The sequence below is a fragment of the Miniimonas arenae genome (assembly GCF_006351005.1).
GTDB classification, from domain to species: Bacteria; Actinomycetota; Actinomycetes; order Actinomycetales; family Beutenbergiaceae; genus Miniimonas; species Miniimonas arenae.
The window spans coordinates 1-21,196 of record NZ_VENP01000055.1; the positions used below are offsets into that span (position 1 = coordinate 1).

Annotated in this window: 22 protein-coding genes and 1 riboswitch; of the genes, 10 read left to right on the forward strand and 12 right to left on the reverse strand. The window is 73.7% G+C overall.

Going from position 1 to position 21,196, the window contains the following annotated elements:
• On the forward strand, positions 1-245 hold a 245-nt coding region (locus tag FH969_RS12275), incomplete at its 5' end, for a chitinase N-terminal domain-containing protein (protein ID WP_281285378.1).
• A 99-nt stretch (positions 246-344) separates the two neighbouring features.
• Here the strand turns inward: FH969_RS12275 and purU are convergent.
• Positions 345-1,196: a formyltetrahydrofolate deformylase gene (gene purU / locus FH969_RS12280; protein ID WP_139987429.1), complete on the reverse strand. Its 852-nt coding sequence runs from the start codon at positions 1,194-1,196 to the stop codon at positions 345-347.
• A 50-nt stretch (positions 1,197-1,246) separates the two neighbouring features.
• Between purU and FH969_RS12285 the strand changes: the two genes are divergently transcribed.
• The 5 genes from FH969_RS12285 to FH969_RS12305 all read left to right on the forward strand — a co-directional run bounded on the left by FH969_RS12285 (position 1,247) and on the right by FH969_RS12305 (position 6,281).
• Positions 1,247-1,846, forward strand: a complete 600-nt coding sequence (locus FH969_RS12285) for a GNAT family N-acetyltransferase (protein ID WP_139987430.1) — start codon at positions 1,247-1,249, stop codon at positions 1,844-1,846.
• Between the two features lie 34 nt (positions 1,847-1,880).
• Positions 1,881-1,968, forward strand: a riboswitch (ZMP/ZTP riboswitch).
• Between the two features lie 65 nt (positions 1,969-2,033).
• The gene (glyA, locus tag FH969_RS12290; RefSeq protein ID WP_139987431.1) at positions 2,034-3,353 is read left to right on the forward strand and encodes a serine hydroxymethyltransferase; all 1,320 of its coding nucleotides are present in this window, start codon (positions 2,034-2,036) and stop codon (positions 3,351-3,353) included.
• Positions 3,350-4,207 carry a bifunctional 5,10-methylenetetrahydrofolate dehydrogenase/5,10-methenyltetrahydrofolate cyclohydrolase gene (locus FH969_RS12295; RefSeq protein WP_139987432.1) on the forward strand — a complete coding sequence of 286 codons (858 nt, stop codon included), beginning with the start codon at positions 3,350-3,352 and terminating at the stop codon, positions 4,205-4,207. The genes glyA and FH969_RS12295 overlap by 4 nt, the downstream gene beginning before the upstream one ends.
• Positions 4,204-5,382, forward strand: a complete 1,179-nt coding sequence (locus FH969_RS12300; RefSeq protein WP_139987433.1) for a DUF4232 domain-containing protein — start codon at positions 4,204-4,206, stop codon at positions 5,380-5,382. Before FH969_RS12295 ends, FH969_RS12300 begins: the two co-directional genes overlap by 4 nt.
• Positions 5,383-5,462: 80 nt before the next feature.
• On the forward strand, positions 5,463-6,281 hold the full coding sequence (locus FH969_RS12305; protein WP_139987434.1) for an exodeoxyribonuclease III: 819 nt from the start codon (positions 5,463-5,465) through the stop codon (positions 6,279-6,281).
• Between the two features lie 2 nt (positions 6,282-6,283).
• Here FH969_RS12305 and FH969_RS12310 read toward each other — a convergent pair whose 3' ends face one another.
• The 7 genes from FH969_RS12310 to FH969_RS12340 form a co-directional block, all read right to left on the reverse strand.
• Positions 6,284-6,964 carry a mycothiol transferase gene (locus FH969_RS12310; RefSeq protein WP_139987435.1) on the reverse strand — a complete coding sequence of 227 codons (681 nt, stop codon included), beginning with the start codon at positions 6,962-6,964 and terminating at the stop codon, positions 6,284-6,286.
• 90 nt (positions 6,965-7,054) lie between these two features.
• Positions 7,055-8,272, reverse strand: a complete 1,218-nt coding sequence (locus tag FH969_RS12315) for an ABC transporter permease (RefSeq protein ID WP_370445285.1) — start codon at positions 8,270-8,272, stop codon at positions 7,055-7,057.
• Positions 8,269-8,943, reverse strand: coding sequence for an ABC transporter ATP-binding protein (locus tag FH969_RS12320; protein ID WP_108719303.1), 675 nt, complete (start codon positions 8,941-8,943; stop codon positions 8,269-8,271). Before FH969_RS12320 ends, FH969_RS12315 begins: the two co-directional genes overlap by 4 nt.
• Positions 8,940-10,694: an efflux RND transporter periplasmic adaptor subunit gene (locus tag FH969_RS12325; RefSeq protein ID WP_246071919.1), complete on the reverse strand. Its 1,755-nt coding sequence runs from the start codon at positions 10,692-10,694 to the stop codon at positions 8,940-8,942. Before FH969_RS12325 ends, FH969_RS12320 begins: the two co-directional genes overlap by 4 nt.
• Positions 10,691-11,749 (reverse strand): hypothetical protein, encoded by a 1,059-nt coding sequence (locus tag FH969_RS12330; RefSeq protein WP_139987436.1) that lies wholly within the window; start codon positions 11,747-11,749, stop codon positions 10,691-10,693. The genes FH969_RS12325 and FH969_RS12330 overlap by 4 nt, the downstream gene beginning before the upstream one ends.
• 156 nt (positions 11,750-11,905) lie before the next feature.
• On the reverse strand, positions 11,906-13,111 hold the full coding sequence (gene galK, locus FH969_RS12335; protein ID WP_139987437.1) for a galactokinase: 1,206 nt from the start codon (positions 13,109-13,111) through the stop codon (positions 11,906-11,908).
• Positions 13,112-13,166: 55 nt separating this feature from the next.
• Entirely contained in the window at positions 13,167-13,952 is a 786-nt protein-coding gene (locus FH969_RS12340; protein WP_234417506.1) for a DeoR/GlpR family DNA-binding transcription regulator, read from the reverse strand.
• Between the two features lie 120 nt (positions 13,953-14,072).
• Between FH969_RS12340 and trpS the strand changes: the two genes are divergently transcribed.
• From trpS to FH969_RS12355, 3 genes are read left to right on the forward strand one after another with little or no spacing between them, the layout of a single operon-like run.
• Positions 14,073-15,101, forward strand: coding sequence for a tryptophan--tRNA ligase (gene trpS, locus FH969_RS12345; protein WP_139987439.1), 1,029 nt, complete (start codon positions 14,073-14,075; stop codon positions 15,099-15,101).
• On the forward strand, positions 15,098-15,661 hold the full coding sequence (locus FH969_RS12350; RefSeq protein WP_139987440.1) for a 2'-5' RNA ligase family protein: 564 nt from the start codon (positions 15,098-15,100) through the stop codon (positions 15,659-15,661). Before trpS ends, FH969_RS12350 begins: the two co-directional genes overlap by 4 nt.
• Before the next feature lie 4 nt (positions 15,662-15,665).
• Entirely contained in the window at positions 15,666-16,898 is a 1,233-nt protein-coding gene (locus FH969_RS12355; RefSeq protein WP_139987441.1) for a YihY/virulence factor BrkB family protein, read from the forward strand.
• A 1-nt stretch (position 16,899) separates the two neighbouring features.
• Here FH969_RS12355 and FH969_RS12360 read toward each other — a convergent pair whose 3' ends face one another.
• From FH969_RS12360 to sdhC, 4 genes are all read right to left on the reverse strand, one after another.
• Entirely contained in the window at positions 16,900-17,655 is a 756-nt protein-coding gene (locus FH969_RS12360) for a succinate dehydrogenase iron-sulfur subunit (RefSeq protein ID WP_108719310.1), read from the reverse strand.
• Entirely contained in the window at positions 17,655-19,514 is a 1,860-nt protein-coding gene (sdhA, locus tag FH969_RS12365) for a succinate dehydrogenase flavoprotein subunit (RefSeq protein ID WP_139987442.1), read from the reverse strand. Before sdhA ends, FH969_RS12360 begins: the two co-directional genes overlap by 1 nt.
• 61 nt (positions 19,515-19,575) lie before the next feature.
• Entirely contained in the window at positions 19,576-20,034 is a 459-nt protein-coding gene (gene sdhD, locus FH969_RS12370) for a succinate dehydrogenase, hydrophobic membrane anchor protein (RefSeq protein ID WP_108719312.1), read from the reverse strand.
• On the reverse strand, positions 20,034-20,468 hold the full coding sequence (sdhC, locus tag FH969_RS12375) for a succinate dehydrogenase, cytochrome b556 subunit (protein ID WP_281285380.1): 435 nt from the start codon (positions 20,466-20,468) through the stop codon (positions 20,034-20,036). The genes sdhD and sdhC overlap by 1 nt, the downstream gene beginning before the upstream one ends.
• A 246-nt stretch (positions 20,469-20,714) precedes the next feature.
• Here sdhC and FH969_RS12380 point away from each other — a divergent pair.
• On the forward strand, positions 20,715-21,196 hold a 482-nt coding region (locus FH969_RS12380; RefSeq protein WP_484204490.1), incomplete at its 3' end, for an LbetaH domain-containing protein.

Consider the following 21,196-nt stretch of genomic DNA (forward strand, 5'->3'; position numbering starts at 1 on the left):
GGGACAGGGACGGAAGGTTCACACTCACGGCGAACATGTGGTGGGGTACCAACGCCACGTCCTACCGCTTCCTCGAGGGTGACACCGTGATAGCGGAGGGACCCCTCACGGCAGCCACGCCGCACGCACAGTCCGCCTCGACCACGGTCACGGGAGCCACGCGAGGTCAGCACACCTACCGTGTCGAGCTGACGAACGCGGCCGGGTCGACGGTCAGCGCCCCGGTCACGGTGTCGGTGCGCTGACAGGACGTCGCGCGGCCGCAGGCCAGACGGTGGGGGCGGGGGCAGTCGAGCCTCCGCCCCCACCGCTGGCCAGGCGAGCCGGCGGCAGCGAGCGCGTGCCTAGCGGAAGACGACCGTCCGACCGCCGTCGAGCAGCACGCGGTGCTCCGCGTGCCAGCGCACGGCCCGCGCCAGCACGCGCCGCTCCACGTCCTCGCCCATCGCCTGGAGCTCGGCGACGGTGTCGCCGTGCTCGACCCGCTCGACGTCCTGCTCGATGATCGGGCCCTCGTCGAGGTCGGCGGTCGCGTAGTGCGCCGTCGCGCCGATGAGTTTCACGCCGCGCTGGTGCGCCTGCGCGTACGGCCGCGCCCCCTTGAACGAGGGGAGGAAGGAGTGGTGGATGTTGATGACGCGGCCGGCGAGCGCGCGGCACAGGTCGTCGGACAGGATCTGCATGTACCGCGCGAGCACCACGAGCTCGGCCTCGGTCTCCTCGACCAGGCGCAGCAGCGCCGCCTCGGCCTCGGCCTTGGTGTCGCGCGTGACGGGCACGTGGTGGAACGGCAGCCCGTAGAAGTCGGCGATCGGCCGCAGCGCCTCGTGGTTCGACACGACGGCGACGATGTCCACCTCGAGCCGGCCGGACCGCTGCTGGTAGGCCAGGTCGTGCAGGCAGTGCGACGCGGTCGAGACCATGACGACCGTGCGTACGGGCCGGCCCACGACGTCGAGCGACCAGTCCATCCCGAACTGCTCCGCGACCGCGCCCAGGGCCGCCTCGACCGTGGCCCGGTCGGCCACGGCCTCGTCGATCTCGGCCTCGACGCGCATGAAGAACCGCCCCGACTCCGCGGCCCCGAACTGCTGGGACTCCGTGATGTTGCCCGCAAGCCCGGCGAGCGCCCCGGCAACGGCCGCCACGATGCCGGGCCGGTCGGGGCAGGAGAGCGTGAGAACCCATCGCGTCACCGGGGCAGGCTACCGGTCCCTCCGCTCGCCGGGTCTGCCATGATCGGCACATGAGCAGCGAGCAGGCCGAGCACGCGGGCCCCGAGCGCGCCGACGGCGCGGCGCAGCCCGACGGCGAGCAGTCCCCGGGTGGGCAGGGCGAGCAGGACGAGCCCCTGCGCATCGACGTCGTCGACGACGCCGACGCGGGTGAGCTCCTCACCGTCCGACGCGCGGCGTTCGTCACCGAGGCCCAGCGCTACGGCGACCCGCACCTGCCCGCCCTCACGCAGACGCTGGAGGAGCTGCGCGCGGACCTCGCGCGTGCCGACGTCGTGACGATCGGTGGCTGGCGCGGCCACCGGATGGTCGGCTCGATCCGGGTCGAGCTGGAAGGTGGGCGCGCGACGCTCGGCCGGCTCGCCGTCGTGCCGGACCTGCAGGGGCTCGGCATCGGGACCCAGCTGCTGCTCGCGGTGCTGCAGTACCTGCCGGAGCAGACCCAGGAGGTCTGGGTCTTCACGGGCCAGGACTCCCGGCAGAACCTCGCGATGTACGCGCGGCACGGGTTCGAGCACCAGTACGACCAGAACGCCGGCGACCTCACCTACGCCTATCTGCGCAAGATCCTCGGCGAGACCGACCTGTCCGAGGCGATCCCCGGCGCCTGAGCCGGCGCGTTCGACGCGCGACGGACCGGTAGGCTGACCGGGTCGCGACTGGCGCCGGGTGGAGCCACCACCGGGGAGCGATGAGAGAGCACGCCGAGGGGTCGCCCGCCTGGGTCCCGATGGCACCGTGGACGCCTCCACGCGCGCCCGCGGATCGTCCGTGTCCGTCCCAGGCAGGAGTGTTCCCATGACTCATCCGTCGACCGACCAGATCGCCGAGCCCACCGCCGAGCAGATCGCCACCTCGCCGCTCGCCGACCTCGACCCCGAGATCGCCGCCGTGCTCGAGGGTGAGCTCACCCGTCAGCGCGAGACGCTCGAGATGATCGCGAGCGAGAACTTCGTGCCCCGCGCGGTGCTCCAGGCGCAGGGCAGCGTCCTCACCAACAAGTACGCCGAGGGCTACCCCGGCAAGCGGTACTACGGCGGGTGCGAGGAGGTCGACGTCGCGGAGAACCTCGCCATCGAGCGTGTGAAGGCGCTCTTCGGTGCCGGGTACGCGAACGTCCAGCCGCACTCGGGCGCGACGGCGAACGCGGCCGTCCTGCACGCGCTCGCCACCCCGGGGGACACGATCCTCGGGCTCTCGCTCGCCCACGGCGGTCACCTCACGCACGGCATGAAGATCAACTTCTCGGGCCGGCTGTACGACGTCGCCGCCTACGAGGTGGACGCGCAGACGCACCGCATCGACTACGACGCGCTGCGCGCGCAGGCCCTCGAGGTGCGCCCGCGGGTCATCATCGCCGGCTGGTCCGCCTACCCCCGCCACCTCGACTTCGAGGCGTTCCGCTCGATCGCGGACGAGTCCGGCGCGCTGCTGTGGACCGACATGGCGCACTTCGCCGGCCTGGTCGCGGCCGGGCTGCACCCGTCCCCGGTGCCGCACTCCGACGTCGTGTCCTCCACCGTCCACAAGACGCTCGGCGGCCCGCGCTCGGGCCTCATCCTCGCCAAGGACGAGGAGCCGTGGGGCAAGAAGCTCAACTCGGCCGTGTTCCCGGGCCAGCAGGGCGGCCCGCTCATGCACGTCATCGCCGCGAAGGCCGTGGCGTTCAAGGTGGCTGCGACGCAGGCGTTCCGCGACCGCCAGGCGCGCACCCTCGAGGGCGCCCAGATCATCGCCGACCGCCTCGCGCAGCCCGACGTCGCAGGTGCGGGCGTGTCCGTGCTCACCGGCGGCACCGACGTCCACCTCGTGCTCGTGGACCTGCGCCACTCCCCGCTCGACGGCCAGCAGGCCGAGGACCTCCTGCACGCCGCCGGCATCACCGTGAACCGCAACGCGGTGCCGTTCGACCCGCGCCCGCCCCGCGTCACCTCGGGCCTGCGGATCGGCACGCCCGCGCTGGCCTCGCGCGGCTTTGGCGCGCAGGAGTTCACCGAGGTCGCCGACATCATCGCGACCGCGCTGGTGAACGGGTCCGGCACGGACGTCGAGGCGCTGCACGCGCGCGTGGACGCCCTCACCGAGGCGTTCCCGCTCTACCCCGGGCTGCAGCAGTGACGGCCCGCCTCCTGCCCGGCGGGCCGGTCGCCGAGGCGGTCCTCGCCGACCTCGGACCCAGGATCGAGGCGCTCGTCGCGGCCGGGCACCGGCCCGGCCTCGGCACGATCCTCGTCGGCGACGACTCCGCGAGCGCCGGGTACATCCGGATGAAGATGGAGAAGGCGACGGCGCTGGGCCTCACCTCGCCGCACGTGCACCTGCCGCAGGACGCCACGCAGGCGGATCTGCTCGCCGTCGTGCGCGAGTTCAACGCGGCCGGCGACGTCGACGCGGTGCTCATCCAGCACCCGACCCCGCCCCAGATCGACTTCGACGCCGCGCTGCTCGAGCTCGACCCGGACAAGGACGTGGACGGCCTGCACCCGGTGAACATGGGGCGCCTCGCGCTGGGGATGCCGGGGCCCGTGCCGTGCACGCCGGCGGGGATCGAGGCGCTGCTCGCGCACCACGAGATCCCGGTCTCGGGCCGCAACGTGGTCATCCTGGGTCGCGGCACGACGCTCGGGCGGCCCCTCGCGCTGCTGCTCAGCCAGAAGCGCCCGACGGCGAACGCGGCCGTCACCGTGGTCCACACCGGAGTGCCGGACTGGCCGGAGTACACCCGGCGGGCCGACGTCGTCATCGCGGCGGTCGGCGTGCCCGGCATCCTGCGCCCGGAGCACCTCACGCCGGGCGTCACGGTGGTCGGCGGCGGCGTGCGGTACGAGGGCAAGCGCCTGCTCCCGGACGTCGACGAGTCCTGCGGCGAGGTCGCGGGGGCGATCACGCCGCGCGTCGGCGGCGTGGGGCCCACCACGATCGCCATGCTCTTCCGCAACGCGGTCGAGGCCGCGGAGCGTCGCGCGGCGTGACGTCCGCGCAGGAGGCTCCGACGACCACGCCCGACGGCGAGCACACCCCCGGCGCGACGCCTCGCCGCCCCTCGGGCCGGCGAGGCGTCGCCGTCGTCGGGGTGGGCGCGGCACTCGCGGTGCTGCTCGCCGCGCTCGTGCGCGACGTCGTGCGGCGCGCCGCGCCGTGGGACGTGGCGACGACGCTCGACGGCGCGATCCCGACCCTCCTCCCCGCGGTCGCGGGCTACGCGGTCCCGCCGCACCCGGCGGTGCTCGTCACGCTGGTGACGGTCGGGACCGGGCTGCTCGGTGCGCTCGCCGCCCTCGTGGCCGTGCGGGTCGTGCGACAGGGTGTGGTGCGCGCGCTCGTGCTGTGGGCCGGTCTCGTGCTCGCCGCGGTGTGCATGGTCGGAGCGTTCGAGGTCGGCCAGGTGGTGCTTGAGATCGAGCGCTTCGGCGGACGGGGCGGCGCCCACGTCCGGATGTTCACGCTGCCCGCGCTCGGTGCCGCGGTGCGGTGGGGCGTGCTCTGGGGCGGGCTCGTCACCGCCCTCACGGTGCGGCGGCTCCCGGAGCGCGCCCCCCGCGCGGGCCGCGCCGCCGGAGTCCTCGGCGCGCTGGCCCTCGTCATGCTCGTGCTGCTCGCGGGGGCGAGCCGAGCGGCGTCGATCTCGACGGCGGCGGAGGTCGCCCAGCCACCGGTGGCGGTGGCCACGCCCACCGACCCGCCCGCCGTGCGGGCGAGCGTGGCGCCGCCCGCCACCGTCGACCCGGGAAGCTGCGCGGAGGAGTCGCTCACGATGGCGATCGGCGGGTTCGACGCCGCGAGCGGACTGCGGGTCGCGACGGTGACGGCGACCAACGCCTCCGCCCTGCCCTGCACCCTCGAGGCGCGCCCGGACCTCGCGTTCGCCGACGCCGAGGGGAACGAGGTGCGCCCCGACCTCCTCGCGGGGGCCGGCTGGTCGGGGGAGGGCGCGGAGGTCGTGCCGCTCGCTCTCGCGCCGGGGCAGAGCGCGGCGGCGGAGCTGCAGTGGCGTGCGGACGCCCCCGGCGGGGTGTTCGACGTCCAGGAGGTGTGGCTCGCGCCGTGGGCCGGGGCGCTGCGCACCGTGCTGCCCGAGCCGATGGACCTGCGCGACGGGACCGAGCTGATGGTCTCGGCCTGGTTCGCCGTGCCCGAGCAGGGCTGACTGGCCGGTCGCGTTCGCATCGCGACCGACGGTGGACACGACGGTGGCCTTGTCGGTGCGTGCTGGCAGAGTCTCGTGCCGTGCTGACCATCGCCTCCGTCAACGTCAACGGCCTGCGTGCCGCCGTCCGCCGCGGGATGCCCGCCTGGCTCGCCGAGTGCAACCCGGACGTGCTGCTCCTGCAGGAGCTCCGCGCGCCCGACGAGACCGTCCGCGAGCTGCTCGGCCCGCAGTGGCACGTGACCCACGTCGAGGCGAGCGCGAAGGGCCGGGCGGGCGTCGCCGTCGCGTCGCTGCTCCCGTTCTCCGACGTCCGCGAGGGGCTGCACACCCTCGACGGCGAGCCCGAGCCCGAGGGCGACGTCGGCCGCTGGGTCGAGGCGGACGTCACGGTCGGGGGAGAGCGGCTCACGCTCGTGAGCACCTACCTGTACTCCGGGACCGTGGGCACGCCGTCGATGGACGCGAAGTACGCGCACCTGGACCGGGTGTCCGACCGGCTCGACGTGCTGCGGGCCGCGGGACGCCTCGTGGTCGGCGGCGACATCAACATCGCGCACCGTGAGCTCGACATCCGCAACTGGAAGGGCAACCTCAAGTCGGCGGGCTTCCTGCCCCAGGAGCGGGCCTACCTGGACCGCTGGTACGGCGACGCCGACGCGGGCGGGCTCGGGCTGGTCGACGTCGGTCGGGCGCACGCGGGGGAGGTGGACGGCCCGTACACGTGGTGGTCGTGGCGTGGCAAGGCGTTCGACAACGACGCCGGCTGGCGGATCGACGTCCAGATCGCGGCGCCGGACGTCGCGGCGGCCGCGGTCGACGCGAGGGTCGACCGCGCCGCGAGCTACGCCGAGCGGTTCAGCGACCACGCCCCGTTCGTCGTGCGCTACGACCTCTGAGCTCACCCCATCGTGCGGGCGCCGTCGATGCCCTCCCGGATGATGTCGGCGTGCCCGGCGTGCTGGGACACCTCGGCGAGGATGTGGAGAAGCACCCGGCGCACGGTCCACGACGCGCCCGCCTCGAACCAGGGGGCGCTCGGCAGCGGGAAGGAGCGGTCGAGGTCGAGCGTGCGCACCAGCTCACGCGTGCCGGCCGCAGCCTGCGCGAGCCGCGCCGTGAGAACGGGCAGCGTGTCCGCGTCCGTGACGCCCCAGTCGCCACCCCAGCCGCCATCGGACGCGTCGCCCGTTGTGGTGGTGGCCGACGCGTCATCGTCGCCCCACCCGGCGCCGACCGCGGCAGCGTCGCCTGAGCCGTCGGAAGCGTCGTCGCCCGAGTCGGCGGCCCACGACGCCCACTCGTCGGCCCCCGGGAACACCCCGTCGCGGGCGAACACGGCCCACGCCTCCTCGGTCTCGGCGACGTGCTTGAGCAGCGCCGCGAGCGTGAACTCCGAGACGCTCGAGCGCGTCCGCAGCTGCGCCTCGTCCAGGCCCTGGACGGTCTGGAGGAGGAAGCCGTGATGGCGGTCGAGCGCCGCGACGAGGTCCTCGCGCTCGCGCGAGCTCGGCGCACCGGAGGTGCTGCTCGCCGTCGTACCGTCGTTCGTGCCGTTGTTCGTGTCGTCGTTCGTGTCCATGTCCGGGCCGCCGTCCGTGTCGTCGGTGATCGTGGCCTCACGCTAGGACCGAGGTCCGACACGCGGCCCGCCGCGGCACGGCGGACCGCGTCAGAGCCCCCCGCGCAGCGCGGTCACGGGCTCGAGCGAGGCCGCCTTGATCGCGGGGTACGCCCCGGCGAGCAGGCCGATCACCCCGCCCAGGAGCGCCGACCCGAAGGCGAGCGGCAGGTCGACGATGGGCGTCCAGTCCTGCCACGCGCTCACCCCGACCACGACGAACACGCCCAGCGCCGAGCCGATCAGCCCGCCGAGCAGCCCGACCACCACCGACTCCACGATGAACTGCGCCGCGACCTGCGCTCGGGTCGCACCGAGCGCGCGTCGAAGGCCGATCTCCCCGACGCGCTCCATCACCGACAGCAGCGTGACGTTGGCGATCCCCAGCCCGCCGACGATGAGCGCGACGGCCCCGAGCGCGAGGAAGACGACGTTGATGTCGCCGCGCACGTTCCGCGCGAGCTCCCCGCCGGTCGGCGGCGCGCTCACCTCGACGTTCTCGGGCGTGTTGGGCGACAGCGCGATCGGCACCTGCTCCGAGACGAGGGAGCCGGCGCCGACGTCGATCCGCATCTGGAGCTCGCCCGGAGCCGCGAGGCCGAAGTCGGCCCGCGCCGTGCCGAGCGGGAGGATCACGGCGTCGAGCAGGTCACGGCGTCGGGCGGTGTCGCCCAGGATCCCGATGACGGTGTAGGCGCGCTCGCCGATGAAGATCGACGGCTGGGAGTCCACGCGGTTGACGCCGAGTCGCTCGGCGGCGCCCGCCCCGAGGACCACGACGCGGTCACCGCGCGCGTCGTGCCCGGCGTCGAACAGGCGACCCGTGCTCAGCGTCCCGCGCACGGCGTCGAGCAGTCCGGAGGACGCGGCGACGACGGCGGGCGCAGCGAGCTGCGGAGCCGTCGGGTCCACGACGGGCACCGCGGAGATCCGCGCGCCCGCCACGTCGACGTCGGCCAGCAGTGCCGCCGCCTCGATCCCGTTGAGGCGCAGCACGCGGTCGGGGGAGTTCCACGGCAGCGTGGTCCGGGCGCGGGTGTCACCGCCCATGGTCTGGGTCGTCGCCGGCTGTGCGACCGCCTGCGTGGCCGCGACGGCGTCGAACTGCTTGGCGATCTGGCCCGCCCCGGTCTGCGCCATCCCGAGCGTGACGACCACGGCGGCGATGCCGAGCACCGTGCCCAGGATGGTGAGCACGAGCCGTCCGGGTCGCGAGCCGATGCCGTGCGAGGCCTCGACGAGCAGGTCGCGCGCCGACAGGGAGCTCACCGCACGACCTCCAGCACGCCGTCGCTGATCCGCACCTGCCGGTGCGCCCGGGCGGCGACGTGCTCGTCGTGGGTGATGACGGCGAGCGTGAGGCCGTCCGCGTGCAGCTCGTCGAAGAGGTCGAGCACCTCGCCCGAGGTCACGGAGTCCAGGTTGCCCGTCGGCTCGTCCGCGAGCAGCAGCCGCGGCGAGGTGGCGACGGCGCGTGCCACGGCCACGCGCTGACGCTCGCCCCCCGAGAGGGTCGGCGGGCGGAAGGAGAGGCGGTGGCCGAGGTGCACGCGCTCCAGCGCGGCGACCGCGCGCGGGACGCGCTCGGCGCGGTCGATGCCCGCGTAGATCGTCGCGAGCACCACGTTCTCCAGGACCGTCCGGTGCGGCAGGAGGTGGAAGGCCTGGAACACGAAGCCGATCCGACCCGCGCGCAGCTGGGTGCGGCGCGTCTCGGAGATGCCGAGGCTCGGCTCGCCGTCGAGCAGGTACTCCCCGCCGGTCGGGCGGTCGAGCAGGCCCAGGAGATTGAGCAGCGTCGACTTGCCCGAGCCCGACGGCCCGACGATCGAGAGGTAGTCACCGCGCTCGACCACGAGGTCGGTGGGGTGCAGCGCGACCACCGGGGGAGTCCCGGGGAACTCGCGCGTCAGCCCGCGCAGCTCGATGACCGGGGTCATCCCGCCCCGCCCGAGGCGTCGTCGCTCGTGCCCCCGCTCGCCCCGTCGCTCTGCCCGACGACGACGAGGTCGCCCTCCGCCAGCGGCGCCTCGCTGCTCGTAATCTCCGCGTAGCCCTCGGCCGACAGCCCGAGGGTGACGACGACGAGCTCGGGCGTGGTCGCGCCGTCGCGCAGCACCTCGACGCGGGTCTCCCCGCCCGCGCCCGCGGTGAGCGCGGCGATCGGCACGGCGAGCACCTCGCCGGCGGTCGAGCTCACGGGGATCGTGACGCGGACGTTCGTGCCGACCAGCGCGGTGCGCTGCTCCTCGGTCAGCTCCGTGGGGTGCAGCACCACCTCGGTCCGCCCTGACGCCGTGCTGTCCTGACCGTCGCCGCCGCCCGTCGCGGCGGCGCCCCGCGTGGGCGTGGCGTTGATCTCGGCGATCGTCGCCGGGAGGGTCTCCTCCCCGACGGCGAGCGAGGCACCCTGCCCGACGGCGAGCAGCGCCGCGTCCGCGTCCGCGACGTTCGCGACGATCTCGACCGTCGCGCCCGAGATCGACATCACCGGGCCGTTGATCGTGGACCCGCGCTGCACCGCGACCGAGTCCACGCGGCGCGGCAGGTTCGCGACGAACGCGACCTCGCTCGCCGGCAGCGGGGTCAGCACGTCCTGCTGCGCCTGGGCGAGCGCGGCCTGCGCATCGCCGAGCGCCCGTTCGGCCGCGTCGCGGGAGGCGATTTCCGCGGAGGTGTCCGGCGCCGCGAGCGCCTCGTCGCGCTGCGCCTTCGCGAGCCGCAGCGCGTCCTGCGCGTCGGCCACGCTCGTCGCGCAGGGCTCCTTCGGCAGCGCCTGCCCGGTCTCGGGGTCGATCGGCGCGGCCGCGTTCGCGCAGCTCGTGGCGTCGTCGAGGGTGCGCTGGGCGGCGTTCACCGCGTTGTCGGCGGCGATGCGCTCCGAGCTCGTCGCGCCCCGGCCGACCTGCGTGACGGCCGCCCGGGCCTGGGCGAGGGCGTCCTCGGCCGAGCGCACCCCCTCCTCGGCGGCGGTGAGCGCCTCGCGCGAACCCTCCGGCGGCTCCGGGGCCGGGTAGCCCGCCTGGGTGAAGAGCTGGGCCACGGCGGCCGCGGTCGCCGCGTCGTAGGTGCCCGAGCTGCCGCCGTCGATGCCGAGCGAGGCCAGCGCGCCCTGGAGCTGGACGACGTCGGGCCCGGAGACCCCCGAGCGCAGCGTGCGGTACACCGGCAGGTCGCCGGGGAGCACGACGACCGGCCGCCCCGCGATCTCGAGGAGCACCCGCCCCGCCGCGACCTCGGCGCCGACCTCGGGGACGGCCCCGGTCACCACGGCGGGGCCGCCCAGGTCGCCGGTCTCGATCGTGAGGCTCACGGCGTCGTCGTACACCGCGTCGCCGCGCGCCACGACGTCGCTGGACAGCGCGCGCCGCTCCACCTCGACCGTGATCGGCCCCGCCTCCGGCGGCGCCACCTCGGCGGCCGCCTGGGCGGGGGAGATGACGAACCGGGACAGGACGATGCCGGCGGCCAGGCTCACGACGGCGACGATCGCCATCACCCACACGGTGCGGTTCACCGGGGTGCGGGCCTGCGCCGCCGAGCGCCGCGCGTCGGGGGACAGGGCGGGTGCGCCGTCGGGCCGCAGCTCGGCCAGCACGTCGGTCTCGTTCGCCTCACCCGGCTCGCCGCGTTCGGCGGGCGTCGACCCGTCGTCCGCGCCGCTCTCGCGGCGCCGTCCCGGGAGCCTCACCCTCGGGCGGCCTGGGCCGCGGCGACGTAGGAGTCGATGGCGTCCCGGTTCTGGTCGAGGAACTCCTGCTCGAGCTCGAACTGGATGCGCAGCGACTCGTCCTCGTAGTCGATCTCCGCACGGCACGTGAAGTCGGCGGTCGCGGTCGCGATCTCCTGCGTCTTGAGCTCGGTGAGGTCCGGGCCGGTGTAGCTCGGGTCGGCCCAGGCGTCCTCGTCGACGTCCTCGTACAGCGCGTTCTGCGCCTCGTTGATGCTGTTCATCGCGTCGTCGACCGTGCTGAAGCCCGGGTAGCCGGCGTCGGCCATGCAGGAGGACCACTTGCTGTTGAGGTCGCTCATCTTCGGGTCGCTCGCGAGGTTCGTGTACAGGTCGTTCATCCCGTCGAACAGCTCGGCGTACTGCGGGTCTTGCTGCAGCGCGATGAGCGCGGCGTCGGGCGAGTCCACCTCGTAGACCTGGTGCTGCGCGGAGCCGTAGCAGCCCGCCGACTCCCAGTCGTACTCGTAGGACTCGGCGTCGGCCTCCTCGTCGTACTCCTGCGGCGCTCCCCACAGCGCCGCGTCCCACGCGGCCCGCTCGGTCTCGCTCATGGTCTCGTACACGTCGGCGTTGGGGTCGACGTACTCGTCGGGCTCCTGCTGGGACATCTCCTGCCCGGTCGGGGTGTCCTCCCACGTGGTCATGCCGTAGCCGTACTGCTGCGCGTACTCGAGCGGTTCCATGCCCTCGTACTGCTCGCTGGAGTAGCTCACGCCGGCGGACTGCACGTTGGGCTCGTAGTCGAAGCCCTGCTCGGCCATGCACGCGGCCACGAGCTCCTCGACCTTGCGGTTCTGCTCCTCGTTGAGCGCCTGCATCTCCTCCTCGGACATGTCGCTCCACGAGCTGATGTCCGAGAAGACCTTGTTCAGCGGGGAGTCCTCGTAGCTGAGGTCGTCGCCGCCACCACCACCGCCCCCGCCGTCGGAGGAGCAGGCGGTGAGCGCCCCGGCCAGGACGAGCGCCGCCGGCAGCGCGACGAGGGCGGACAGACGACGGACGGGCAGCGGCATGGCGGTCTCCTTCGACCTGGGATCACGGGTGCGGGTCGCGGCTTTTCGAACGTACACGACACACTGGCATCTCACAGGGAAAGTGTCGCGACACCGGGTGTCGGAGCCATCCCCCCACCGGCTGACCCCGCCGTCACCCCCCGGGCGGAGACTGGCTCAGGCGGCGGGGCCGGCCGCCCTCGAGGTGAGGAACGCCGGCTCGGCGAGCCCGCGATCGGCGAACGCCGCCGCGATCGCCGAGGCCACGGCGTCGGACGTGCCGGCGGGAACCAGCGCGATGGCCGACCCGCCGAACCCGCCGCCGGTCATCCGGGCGCCCACCGCGCCGCTCGCCCGCGCGGTGTCGACGGCGACGTCGAGCTCGACCACCGTCACCTCGTAGTCGTCGCGCAGGGAGTCGTGCGAGGCGTTCATCAGCGCGCCGAACGTGGTCCAGTCCCCGGCCTGCATCGCGGCGAAGGCCTCCTGGGTCCGGGCGATTTCGGTGAGCACGTGCCGCACCCGGCGGCGCGCGACGTCGTCGGTCAGGCGCGCGAGCGCGTCGGCGACCGCGGCGGACGCGTCGGGCGCGGCGTCGAGCCAGTGCCGCAGGGTCGGCACGCCGAGCGCCGCGGCCGCCGCGTCGCACGTCGCCCGACGCGAGGCGTACTGGCCGTCGTTGAGGCTGTGCGGCGCGCGCGTGTCGACGACGAGCAGCTCGTAGCCCGCCGGGTCGAACGGCTCGTGGTGCACGGAGTCGTCGAGGCAGTCCAGCGCGAGCGCGTACCCGTCGCGTGCGCGCAGGGACGCCGCCTGGTCCATGCCGCCCGTGGCGGCGCCCGCGATCTCGTTCTCGGCGCGCACGCAGGCCGCGGCGAGTGCGGCGCGACCCTCGTCGCTCGCGGCGAGCCCGAGGTCGCCCGCGTGGTCGAGCGCGACGGCGAACGCCGCCTCGAGCGAGGCGGAGGAGGACAGGCCCGCGCCGAACGGCACGCAGCTGTCCACCGCGCCGTCGAAGCCGCCGACGGCCAGCCCCGCCTCCCGCAGCGCCCACGCGACGCCGACGACGTAGGCGCCCCAGCCGTCGACCGCCCCCGGGGCGACCTGCGCGAGGTCGGCCTCCCAGAGCGTGCCGTCGCCCTGCGCCGACACGAGCCGGACGCGGTCGTCCGAGCGCGCGGCGAACGCCACGAAGCAGCGGTGCTCGAGCGCGATCGGGAGGCAGAGTCCGCCGTTGTAGTCGGTGTGCTCGCCGATGAGGTTCACCCGACCGGGGGCGGACCACACGCCGTCGGGCGCCGTCTCGAAGGTCGCCTCGAACAGGGTGCGCACCCGGGCGGCACCCTCCTGCGTGGTCCAGGCGGGCAGCCAGGTGAGGGCCATGGTCTTCCTTCGGTTCGGGTCGGGCGGGGCGGGCTGGTCGGGCGGGGCGGGCGGATCAGGGGTGAGCGGACACCGTGCGGACCTCGACGCCGCCGAGCGCCTCGATCGCGTCGGCGGGCAGGGCGTCGTCGGTCACGAGGACGTCGACCGCGTCCCAGCGGGCGATCGTGCGCAGAGCCGCGGTGCCCCACTTGGCGGAGTCGGCCGCCACGACGACGCGTCCGGCCGCGGCGACGAACGCCTGCAGGGTCGCGACCTCGAGCGTGTTGGGGGAGGTGAGCCCCGCGGCCAGCGACATCCCGCTCACGCCGAGCACGAGCACGTCGAGGTGGAAGTCCCGGCAGGCCGCCTCGGCGAGCGGCCCGACGAGCGCGGCCGACGGCGTGGGCTCGCCGCCCGTGACGGTGAGGGCGGGCCGGGGGTCCGCGGCGAGCAGCGCCTCGGTCGCGGGCAGGGAGTTGGTGAGCACGCTGAGCGTCGCGACGTGGGGCAGCGCGGCGATCGCTCGGGCGGCGGCCGCCGTCGTGGTGCCGGCCGTGATGCCGAGCGACGTGCCCGGCTCGATCAGCGCGGCGACGGCCTGGGCGATGGCGGCCTTCTCGGCGAAGGAGCGCTCGGCCTTCTCCGCGAAGGCCGGCTCGGCGGCGGTCCGCGTCGCGACCGCGCCGCCGTGCACCCGGGCGAGCACTCCCTCGTCGGCCAGGGCGGCGATGTCCCGGCGCACCGTCATCTCCGACACCCCGAGCGACTCGGTGAGATCGGCGACGCGGACGGCGCCCTCGCGCGCCACCTGCGCACGGATCAGCGCGCGGCGCTGGTCGGCGAGGAGGGGGGCGTCCACGGTGGAAATTGTGCCATCTCGGGCGGGTAACCCCCACGAACCGACACGTCCACGCAGATGCGCACACCACGCCGTCGGGCGATTTGCCGTCCCGACCGACCGACCTGAGAAGATGCACCAATGACCGATCCCCGTCCCCGCGTCTTCTCGGCGATGCAGCCGACGGCGGACTCGCTCCATCTCGGCAACTACCTCGGCGCCCTGCGCCAGTGGGTCGCGCTGCAGGAGACGCACGACGCGATCTACTCGGTGGTGGACCTGCACGCGCTCACCGTGGCGCCCGACCCCCAGGCGCTGCGCACCCGCAGCCGCGTCACGGCCGCGCAGTACCTCGCGGCCGGCGTGGACCCCGAGCGCTCGGTGCTGTTCGTCCAGTCGCACGTCGCCGAGCACGCCGAGCTCGCGTGGGTGCTGGGCTGCCTCACGGGCTTCGGCGAGGCGTCGCGGATGACCCAGTTCAAGGACAAGTCCGCCAAGCAGGGCGCCGAGGGCACCACCGTCGGGCTGTTCACCTACCCCGTGCTGATGGCGGCCGACATCCTGCTCTACGACACCGACGTCGTGCCGGTCGGGGAGGACCAGCGTCAGCACCTCGAGCTCTCCCGTGACCTCGCGCAGCGCCTCAACGCGCGGTTCGGCCCGCTGGTGACCGTGCCCGAGGCGCACATCGTCAAGGCCACCGCGAAGATCTACGACCTCGCGGAGCCGACGGCGAAGATGAGCAAGTCGGGCAACCCGTCGGGCCTCATCGAGCTGCTCGACGACGAGAAGGTGGTCGCGAAGCGGATCCGGTCCGCCGTGACGGACACCGAGACCGTCGTCCGGTTCGACCCGGTGCACAAGCCCGGCGTGTCCAACCTCCTCACCATCCACTCGGCGCTGTCCGGGGTGCCCGTGGCCGAGCTCGAGGCCGAGTTCGAGGGCAAGATGTACGGCCACCTCAAGGTTGCGGTCGCGGACGTCGTGGTGACCGCGCTGCGTCCGCTGCGCGAGCGCGTCGCCGAGCTCATGGCCGACCCCGCCGAGCTCGACGAGATCCTCGCCGACGGCGCCGCCCGCGCCCGCGTCATCGCGCGCGAGACGCTCGCCCGGGTCTACGACGCCGTCGGGCTCGTCCCACCCGCGCGCTCGCGGGTCGCGTCCCGATGACCGACGAGACGCTCTCGTTCCTCTCCCCGTTCGCGGGCGGGACGAGCGTCGGCGTCGCGATCGAGGTGCCGGCGCCCTGGTCGACGGCGCTGCGCGGACTGCGCGAGCGGGTCGAGGGGCACGCCGGGCAGGAGATCATCCCGCCGCACATCACGCTGGTGCCGCCCACGACGCTGCCGACCTACGACCTCACCGACGTGGAGCGCCACCTCGAGCGCGCGGCGCGTACCGTCGCGCCGTTCCGGGTCGAGCTCGCCGGGCCGGGGACGTTCCGGCCGACCACGCAGGTCGTGTACGCCGCGCTCGCGCAGGGCGCCCAGGAGTGCGACGCGCTGCAGCGTGCGGCGCGGCGCGGCCCGCTCGCCCAGGACCTGCGGTTCGACTACCACCCGCACGTCACCGTCGCCCAGGACGCGGCCCCCGACCTGCTCGACTCCGCGGAGGCCGCGCTGGAGGCCTTCCACGCGGTGTTCGCCGTGACGGGGTTCCAGCTCTACGAGCTCGGCCCGGACGACGTCTGGCATACGATGCGGACCTTCCCGCTGACCGGAAGGGCGTGAACCGATGGCGCAGCAGAGCCTGATGGAACGGGTGCAGGAGCTGGTGCGTCGCGCGCAGGAGACGCGGCTCGGTCGGATGAACGCGCGCTACGGCGCCGCGCACGGGGCCCAGCTCGCCGGCGGCATCGCCTACGCGGGCCTGTTCTCGGTGTTCGCCGCCCTCACGATCGCCTTCACCATCTTCATGGCCCTGCTGGGCGACAACGAGGAGCTGCGCGACGCGTTCGTCAGCGCCGTGGACAGCGCGATCCCCGGCATCATCAACACCGGGCCGGGCGACGACGGCGTCATCAGCCCCGACGACCTGCAGATGAGCACCACGCTGAGCTGGACGAGCGTGGTCGCCTCCGTGACCCTGCTGCTCGCGGCGCTCGCGGTGATGGGGGCGCTCGGCGGGTCGCTCCGCGCGATGTTCGGCATCGCCGCGCCGCCGGGGAACGTCGTGGTGGCCAAGCTGCGCGACCTCGGCGGGTTCGTCCTCCTCGCGCTGGCGGTGCTCGCGACGGCGGTCCTCGGGATCGGCGCCGGCGCCGCCGGCGGCTGGGTCACCGACCAGCTCGGCCTGGAGTCCTCCCTCGCGGCCCTGCTCGTGCGGGGCCTCGCGCTCGTCGGCGCGTTCGCCGTCGACACCTTTGTCTTCGCGGGGCTGATCCGGTTCGTCGGCGGCGCGCGGCCGCCGCGCAAGGACCTGTGGGTCGGCGCGATGATCGGAGCGGTCGGCACCGGCGTGCTCCGCCTCCTCGGCACCTCCGTGGTGGGCGGCGCCGACGCCAACCCGTTGCTGCAGTCGTTCGCCGTGATCGTCACGCTGCTGCTGTGGGTCAACCTCGCGGCGCGCATCGCGCTCTACGTGGCCGCGTGGACGGCGAACCCCCCGTCGCCGCTGCTGGAGCAGGCGTCGCCCGAGGCGCTGCACGCGAAGGAGAGCCCCAACTACGTCACGCAGTCCGCACCGCACACGCTGGCGTGGGACCACGACCCGCGCACCGGCCTCGTGCTCGCCTCGGAGGGACTGCGGCTCGAGCGCGAGGAGATGGAGCGGGAGAAGGACGCCCAGCGCCGCGAGCTGGGGGCCGCGCTCGGCGCCGCCCTCGAGGAGCCGGACGGCTGGTTCGCCCGACGGCGGGCCGCGCGCCGGGCGCGCAAGGCCGTCCGGGCGCAGCGCGAGCGGGCGCAGAACGAGTCGAGCAGCGACGAGTCGAGCGGCGACGAGTCGAGCGGCGACGCCGACCGGTAGGTCAGAACGAGCGCGTCACGATCGCGCGCTTGACCTCGGCGATCGCCTTGGTGATCTCGATGCCGCGGGGGCACGCCTCGGTGCAGTTGAAGGTGGTCCGGCAGCGCCAGACGCCCTCCTTGTCGTTGAGGATCTGCAGACGCTGCTGCGCGCCCTCGTCGCGGCTGTCGAAGATGAAGCGGTGCGCGTTGACGATGGCCGCCGGCCCGAAGTACTGCCCGTCGGACCAGAACACGGGGCACGAGGTGGTGCACGCCGCGCACAGGATGCACTTGGTGGTGTCGTCGAAGACCGCACGCTGCTCGACCGACTGCAGCCGCTCGCGCGAGGGCTGGTTGCCCGTGGTGACGAGGAACGGCATGACCTCGCGGTAGGAGGCGAAGAACGGCTCCATGTCGACGATGAGGTCCTTCTTGACCGGCAGGCCCTTGATCGGCTCGACGACGACCGGCTTGTCCAGGTCCAGGTCCTTGAGCAGCGTCTTGCACGCGAGCCGGTTGCGGCCGTTGATGCGCATCGCGTCCGACCCGCACACGCCGTGCGCGCACGAGCGACGGAAGGCCAGCGAGCCGTCGAGGTCCCACTTGATCTGGTGCAGGGCGTCGAGCACGCGGTCCGTGCCGTGCATCGTGAGCGTGAACTCCTGCCAGTACGAGCCGGAGCCGGACTCCGGGTCGAACCGCTCGACCCGCATCGTCACCTGGAACGAGGGGATCGCACCCATCTCGGTCTGCGGGTTCTCCAGCGTGGCCGTCATCAGTACTTCCTCTCCATCGGCTGGTACCGCGTCACGGTCACGGGCTTGTAGTCCAGGCGCACGGAGGTGCCCTCGAAGGTCGGCCTCGGCGGCGTGCCCTCGCCGGCGGACGCGCCGGCCTCGACGATCTCGCCTGCCCCGACGACCTCGCCCGCCTCGCCCGCGACGCGCGCCGTCGGCGGGACCCGGTAGGCCATGGTGTGCAGCATGAACTTCTCGTCGTCGCGGTTCGGGAAGTCCTCGCGGAAGTGACCGCCGCGGGACTCCTCGCGGGCGAGCGCCCCGACGACCACGACCTCGGCGAGCTCGAGCAGGAAGCCCAGCTCGAGCGCCTCGACGAGCTCGGTGTTGTAGACCGAGCCGCGGTCGGAGACCCCGACGCGCGCGTAGCGCTCGCGCAGCGCCTCGATGTCGGCCAGCACCGTGGTGAGCGACTCCTTGGTGCGGAACACCTGGGCGTTCGCGTCCATGGTCTCCTGCAGCTCGCGCCGGATCTTGGCGACGTTCTCGGTGCCGGCCCCGGCACGGATCGAGGCGATCGCGACCCCGACGTCGTGCGCGGCGTCCTCGGGCATCTCCTCGAGCGTTGCCGTCTGTGCGTACTCCGCCGCCGCGATGCCCGCGCGCTTGCCGAAGACGTTGATGTCCAGGAGCGAGTTGGTGCCGAGGCGGTTGGAGCCGTGCACCGACACGCAGGCCACCTCGCCGGCGGCGAAGAGGCCGGGCACCACGTCGGTGTTGTTGCGCAGCACCTCGGTGCGCACGTTGGTCGGGATGCCGCCCATCGCGTAGTGGGCCGTGGGGTACACCGGGACGGGCTCGGTGTAGGGCTCGACGCCGAGGTAGGTGCGGGCGAACTCGGTGATGTCCGGCAGCTTGGCGTCGATGTGCGCGGGCTCGAGGTGCGTGAGGTCGAGCAGCACGTAGTCCTTGTTCGGCCCGGCGCCGCGGCCCTCGCGCACCTCGTTCGCCATCGAGCGCGCCACGATGTCGCGCGGGGCCAGGTCCTTGATGGTGGGCGCGTAGCGCTCCATGAAGCGCTCGCCGGAGGCGTTGCGCAGGATCGCGCCCTCGCCGCGGGCGGCCTCGGACAGCAGGATGCCGAGGCCCGCGAGGCCGGTGGGGTGGAACTGGAAGAACTCCATGTCCTCCAGCGGGATGCCGCGGCGGTAGGCCACGGCCATGCCGTCCCCGGTGAGCGTGTGCGCGTTCGACGTCGTCTTGTAGACCTTGCCCGCCCCGCCCGTGGCGAAGACGACCGACTTGGCGCGGATCACGTGCAGCTCACCGGTCGCGAGCTCGTAGGCCACCACGCCGGCGGCGCGGGCCCCCGGGTCGGTCGCGGGGTCGCCCGTGAGGACGACGTCCAGCACGTAGAACTCGTTGAAGAACTCCACGTCCTGCTTGACGCACTGCTGGTACAGCGTCTGCAGGATCATGTGGCCGGTGCGGTCGGCGGCGTAGCAGGCGCGGCGCACCGGCGCCTCGCCGTGGTTGCGCGTGTGGCCGCCGAACCGGCGCTGGTCGATCCGGCCCTCGGGGGTGCGGTTGAACGGCAGTCCCATGCGCTCGAGGTCGAGCACGGCGTCGATGGCCTCCTTGGCCATGATCTCCGCCGCGTCCTGGTCGACGAGGTAGTCCCCGCCCTTGACCGTGTCGAAGGTGTGCCACTCCCAGTTGTCGTCCTCGACGTTCGCGAGCGCGGCGCACATCCCGCCCTGGGCCGCCCCCGTGTGCGAACGGGTCGGGTACAGCTTGGACACCACGGCGGTGCGCGCGCGGGGCGACGCCTCGAGCGCGGCGCGCATCCCGGCGCCTCCGGCCCCGACGATCACGACGTCGTAGCTGTGCGTCTGCACGTGTGCTTCCTTTCGGGTGCCGCGGGAGGCGGCGGGTCGGGCGGTGGGGCGAGCTCGCCGGTCAGGCCGCGCAGAAGGAGGGCAGCAGGTCGGCGGGGGAGCCGGGCGGGCACGGGTCGAAGGTGAAGATCACCAGGGTGCCCATCACCACGGTCACGACGAACGCGAGGTACAGCAGTGACTTCAGGACGAGCCGGGTCCCGGTGCGCTCGGCGTAGTCGTTGATGATCGTCCGCACGCCGTTGGTGCCGTGGATCATCGCGAGCCAGAGCATGAGCAGGTCCCAGACCTGCCAGAACGGCTCGGACCACTTGCCGCCGACGAAGGCGAAGTCGATCGCGTGCACGCCGTCGCCCACCATGAGGTTGACGAAGAGGTGCCCGAAGACGAGCACGAGCAGGATCACGCCGGAGATGCGCATGAAGAGCCACGCGATCAGCTCGGTGTTGGCGCCGCCGCGCAGCGCGGTGGTGCGGCGTGCGCGCGGTGCCGGCAGGTCGGTCGCGTCGAGCTTCGTCATCAGTGCCCCCCTCCGAACACGTTGCCGAGGTGACGAGGCAGGAAGCCGGCCATGAGCACCACGGTCAGGCCGATCACCACCCAGAACATCACGCGCTGGTAGCGGGGCCCCTTGGCGAGGAAGTCGACGAGGATGATCCGGATCCCGTTGAACGCGTGGAAGATCACCGCGGCCACGAGCCCGGCCTCCATCACGCCCATGATCGGCGTCTTGTAGGTGCCGATGACGTCGTTGTAGACCTCCGGGGACACCCGCACCATCGCGGTGTCGAGCACGTGCACGAGGAGGAAGAGGAACAGTCCGACGCCCGTGATGCGGTGCAGCACCCACGACCACATGCCCTCGGTGCCGCGGTACAGCGTGCTGCGGCCGCGGCTGGAGCGCGGCGCGGGGACGGGCGCCGGTGACGGCGGGGCTGCTGGGGCGCTGGCCACGATGCTCGTGCCTCCGGGGATGAAAACGGACGTTGCCTTCCCACTGTAATGACGATCTGACGCCATCGAGACGAAGCGAACCCTCACAACCGCCCGGACGTGCGGGCCCCGGAAGACCGGCGGACGTTCCGCGCGGAGCGGTCCAGGCGCGGTCGGAGCGCGCCAGATGGCTAGGGTGATCGCGAGTTCTTCCGCGTTCGGCGCCGCTGCGGCGTCCGCCCGCGGGCCCGCAGCGAGGGAGCGCAGGTGGAGTCGAGCACGCGGCACGAGGGCGACGTCGTGGAGTACGCCCCCTGGCACGTCATGAACGGCGACGCCGCACCCGCCGAGCGTGTGGCCAACGCCACGCGGGTGGCGGCGCTGCGCGAGCGCGGCCACGACGTCGCCGAGTCCGCGTTCGTGGCCCGCGGCGCGGTGGTCGACGCGCGCCGGTTCGCCCTCGGTGAGCGCTCCTACCTCGCCGCCCACGTGCACGTGCGCGACGACGTCGAGATCGGCGCGGACTGCTCCCTCAACGTCGGCACCGAGGCGCGGGGCCTGGTCCGGATCGGCGACGGCGTGCGGATCGGCGCCCGCAGCGCGATCCTCGGCTTCGACCACGGCTTCGACCGGGTCGACGTCCCGGTCCGCGAGCAGCCGCACACCGTGCGCGGGATCGAGATCGGCGACGACGTCTGGCTCGGCGCCCACGTGCTCGTGCTCGACGGCGTGCGGATCGGTGCCCACGC

Excerpts from the sequence above, each read along its gene's own strand:
- FH969_RS12285 (WP_139987430.1), top strand. The coding sequence starts at position 1,247 with ATGAGCAGCGAGCAGGCCGAGCACGCGGGCCCCGAGCGCGCCGACGGC.
- glyA (WP_139987431.1), top strand. The coding sequence starts at position 2,034 with ATGACTCATCCGTCGACCGACCAGATCGCCGAGCCCACCGCCGAGCAG.
- FH969_RS12310 (WP_139987435.1), bottom strand. The coding sequence starts at position 6,964 with ATGGACACGAACGACGACACGAACAACGGCACGAACGACGGTACGACG.
- FH969_RS12320 (WP_108719303.1), bottom strand. The coding sequence starts at position 8,943 with ATGACCCCGGTCATCGAGCTGCGCGGGCTGACGCGCGAGTTCCCCGGG.
- FH969_RS12330 (WP_139987436.1), bottom strand. The coding sequence starts at position 11,749 with ATGCCGCTGCCCGTCCGTCGTCTGTCCGCCCTCGTCGCGCTGCCGGCG.
- galK (WP_139987437.1), bottom strand. The coding sequence starts at position 13,111 with ATGGCCCTCACCTGGCTGCCCGCCTGGACCACGCAGGAGGGTGCCGCC.
- trpS (WP_139987439.1), top strand. The coding sequence starts at position 14,073 with ATGACCGATCCCCGTCCCCGCGTCTTCTCGGCGATGCAGCCGACGGCG.
- FH969_RS12350 (WP_139987440.1), top strand. The coding sequence starts at position 15,098 with ATGACCGACGAGACGCTCTCGTTCCTCTCCCCGTTCGCGGGCGGGACG.
- FH969_RS12355 (WP_139987441.1), top strand. The coding sequence starts at position 15,666 with ATGGCGCAGCAGAGCCTGATGGAACGGGTGCAGGAGCTGGTGCGTCGC.
- FH969_RS12360 (WP_108719310.1), bottom strand. The coding sequence starts at position 17,655 with ATGACGGCCACGCTGGAGAACCCGCAGACCGAGATGGGTGCGATCCCC.
- sdhD (WP_108719312.1), bottom strand. The coding sequence starts at position 20,034 with ATGACGAAGCTCGACGCGACCGACCTGCCGGCACCGCGCGCACGCCGC.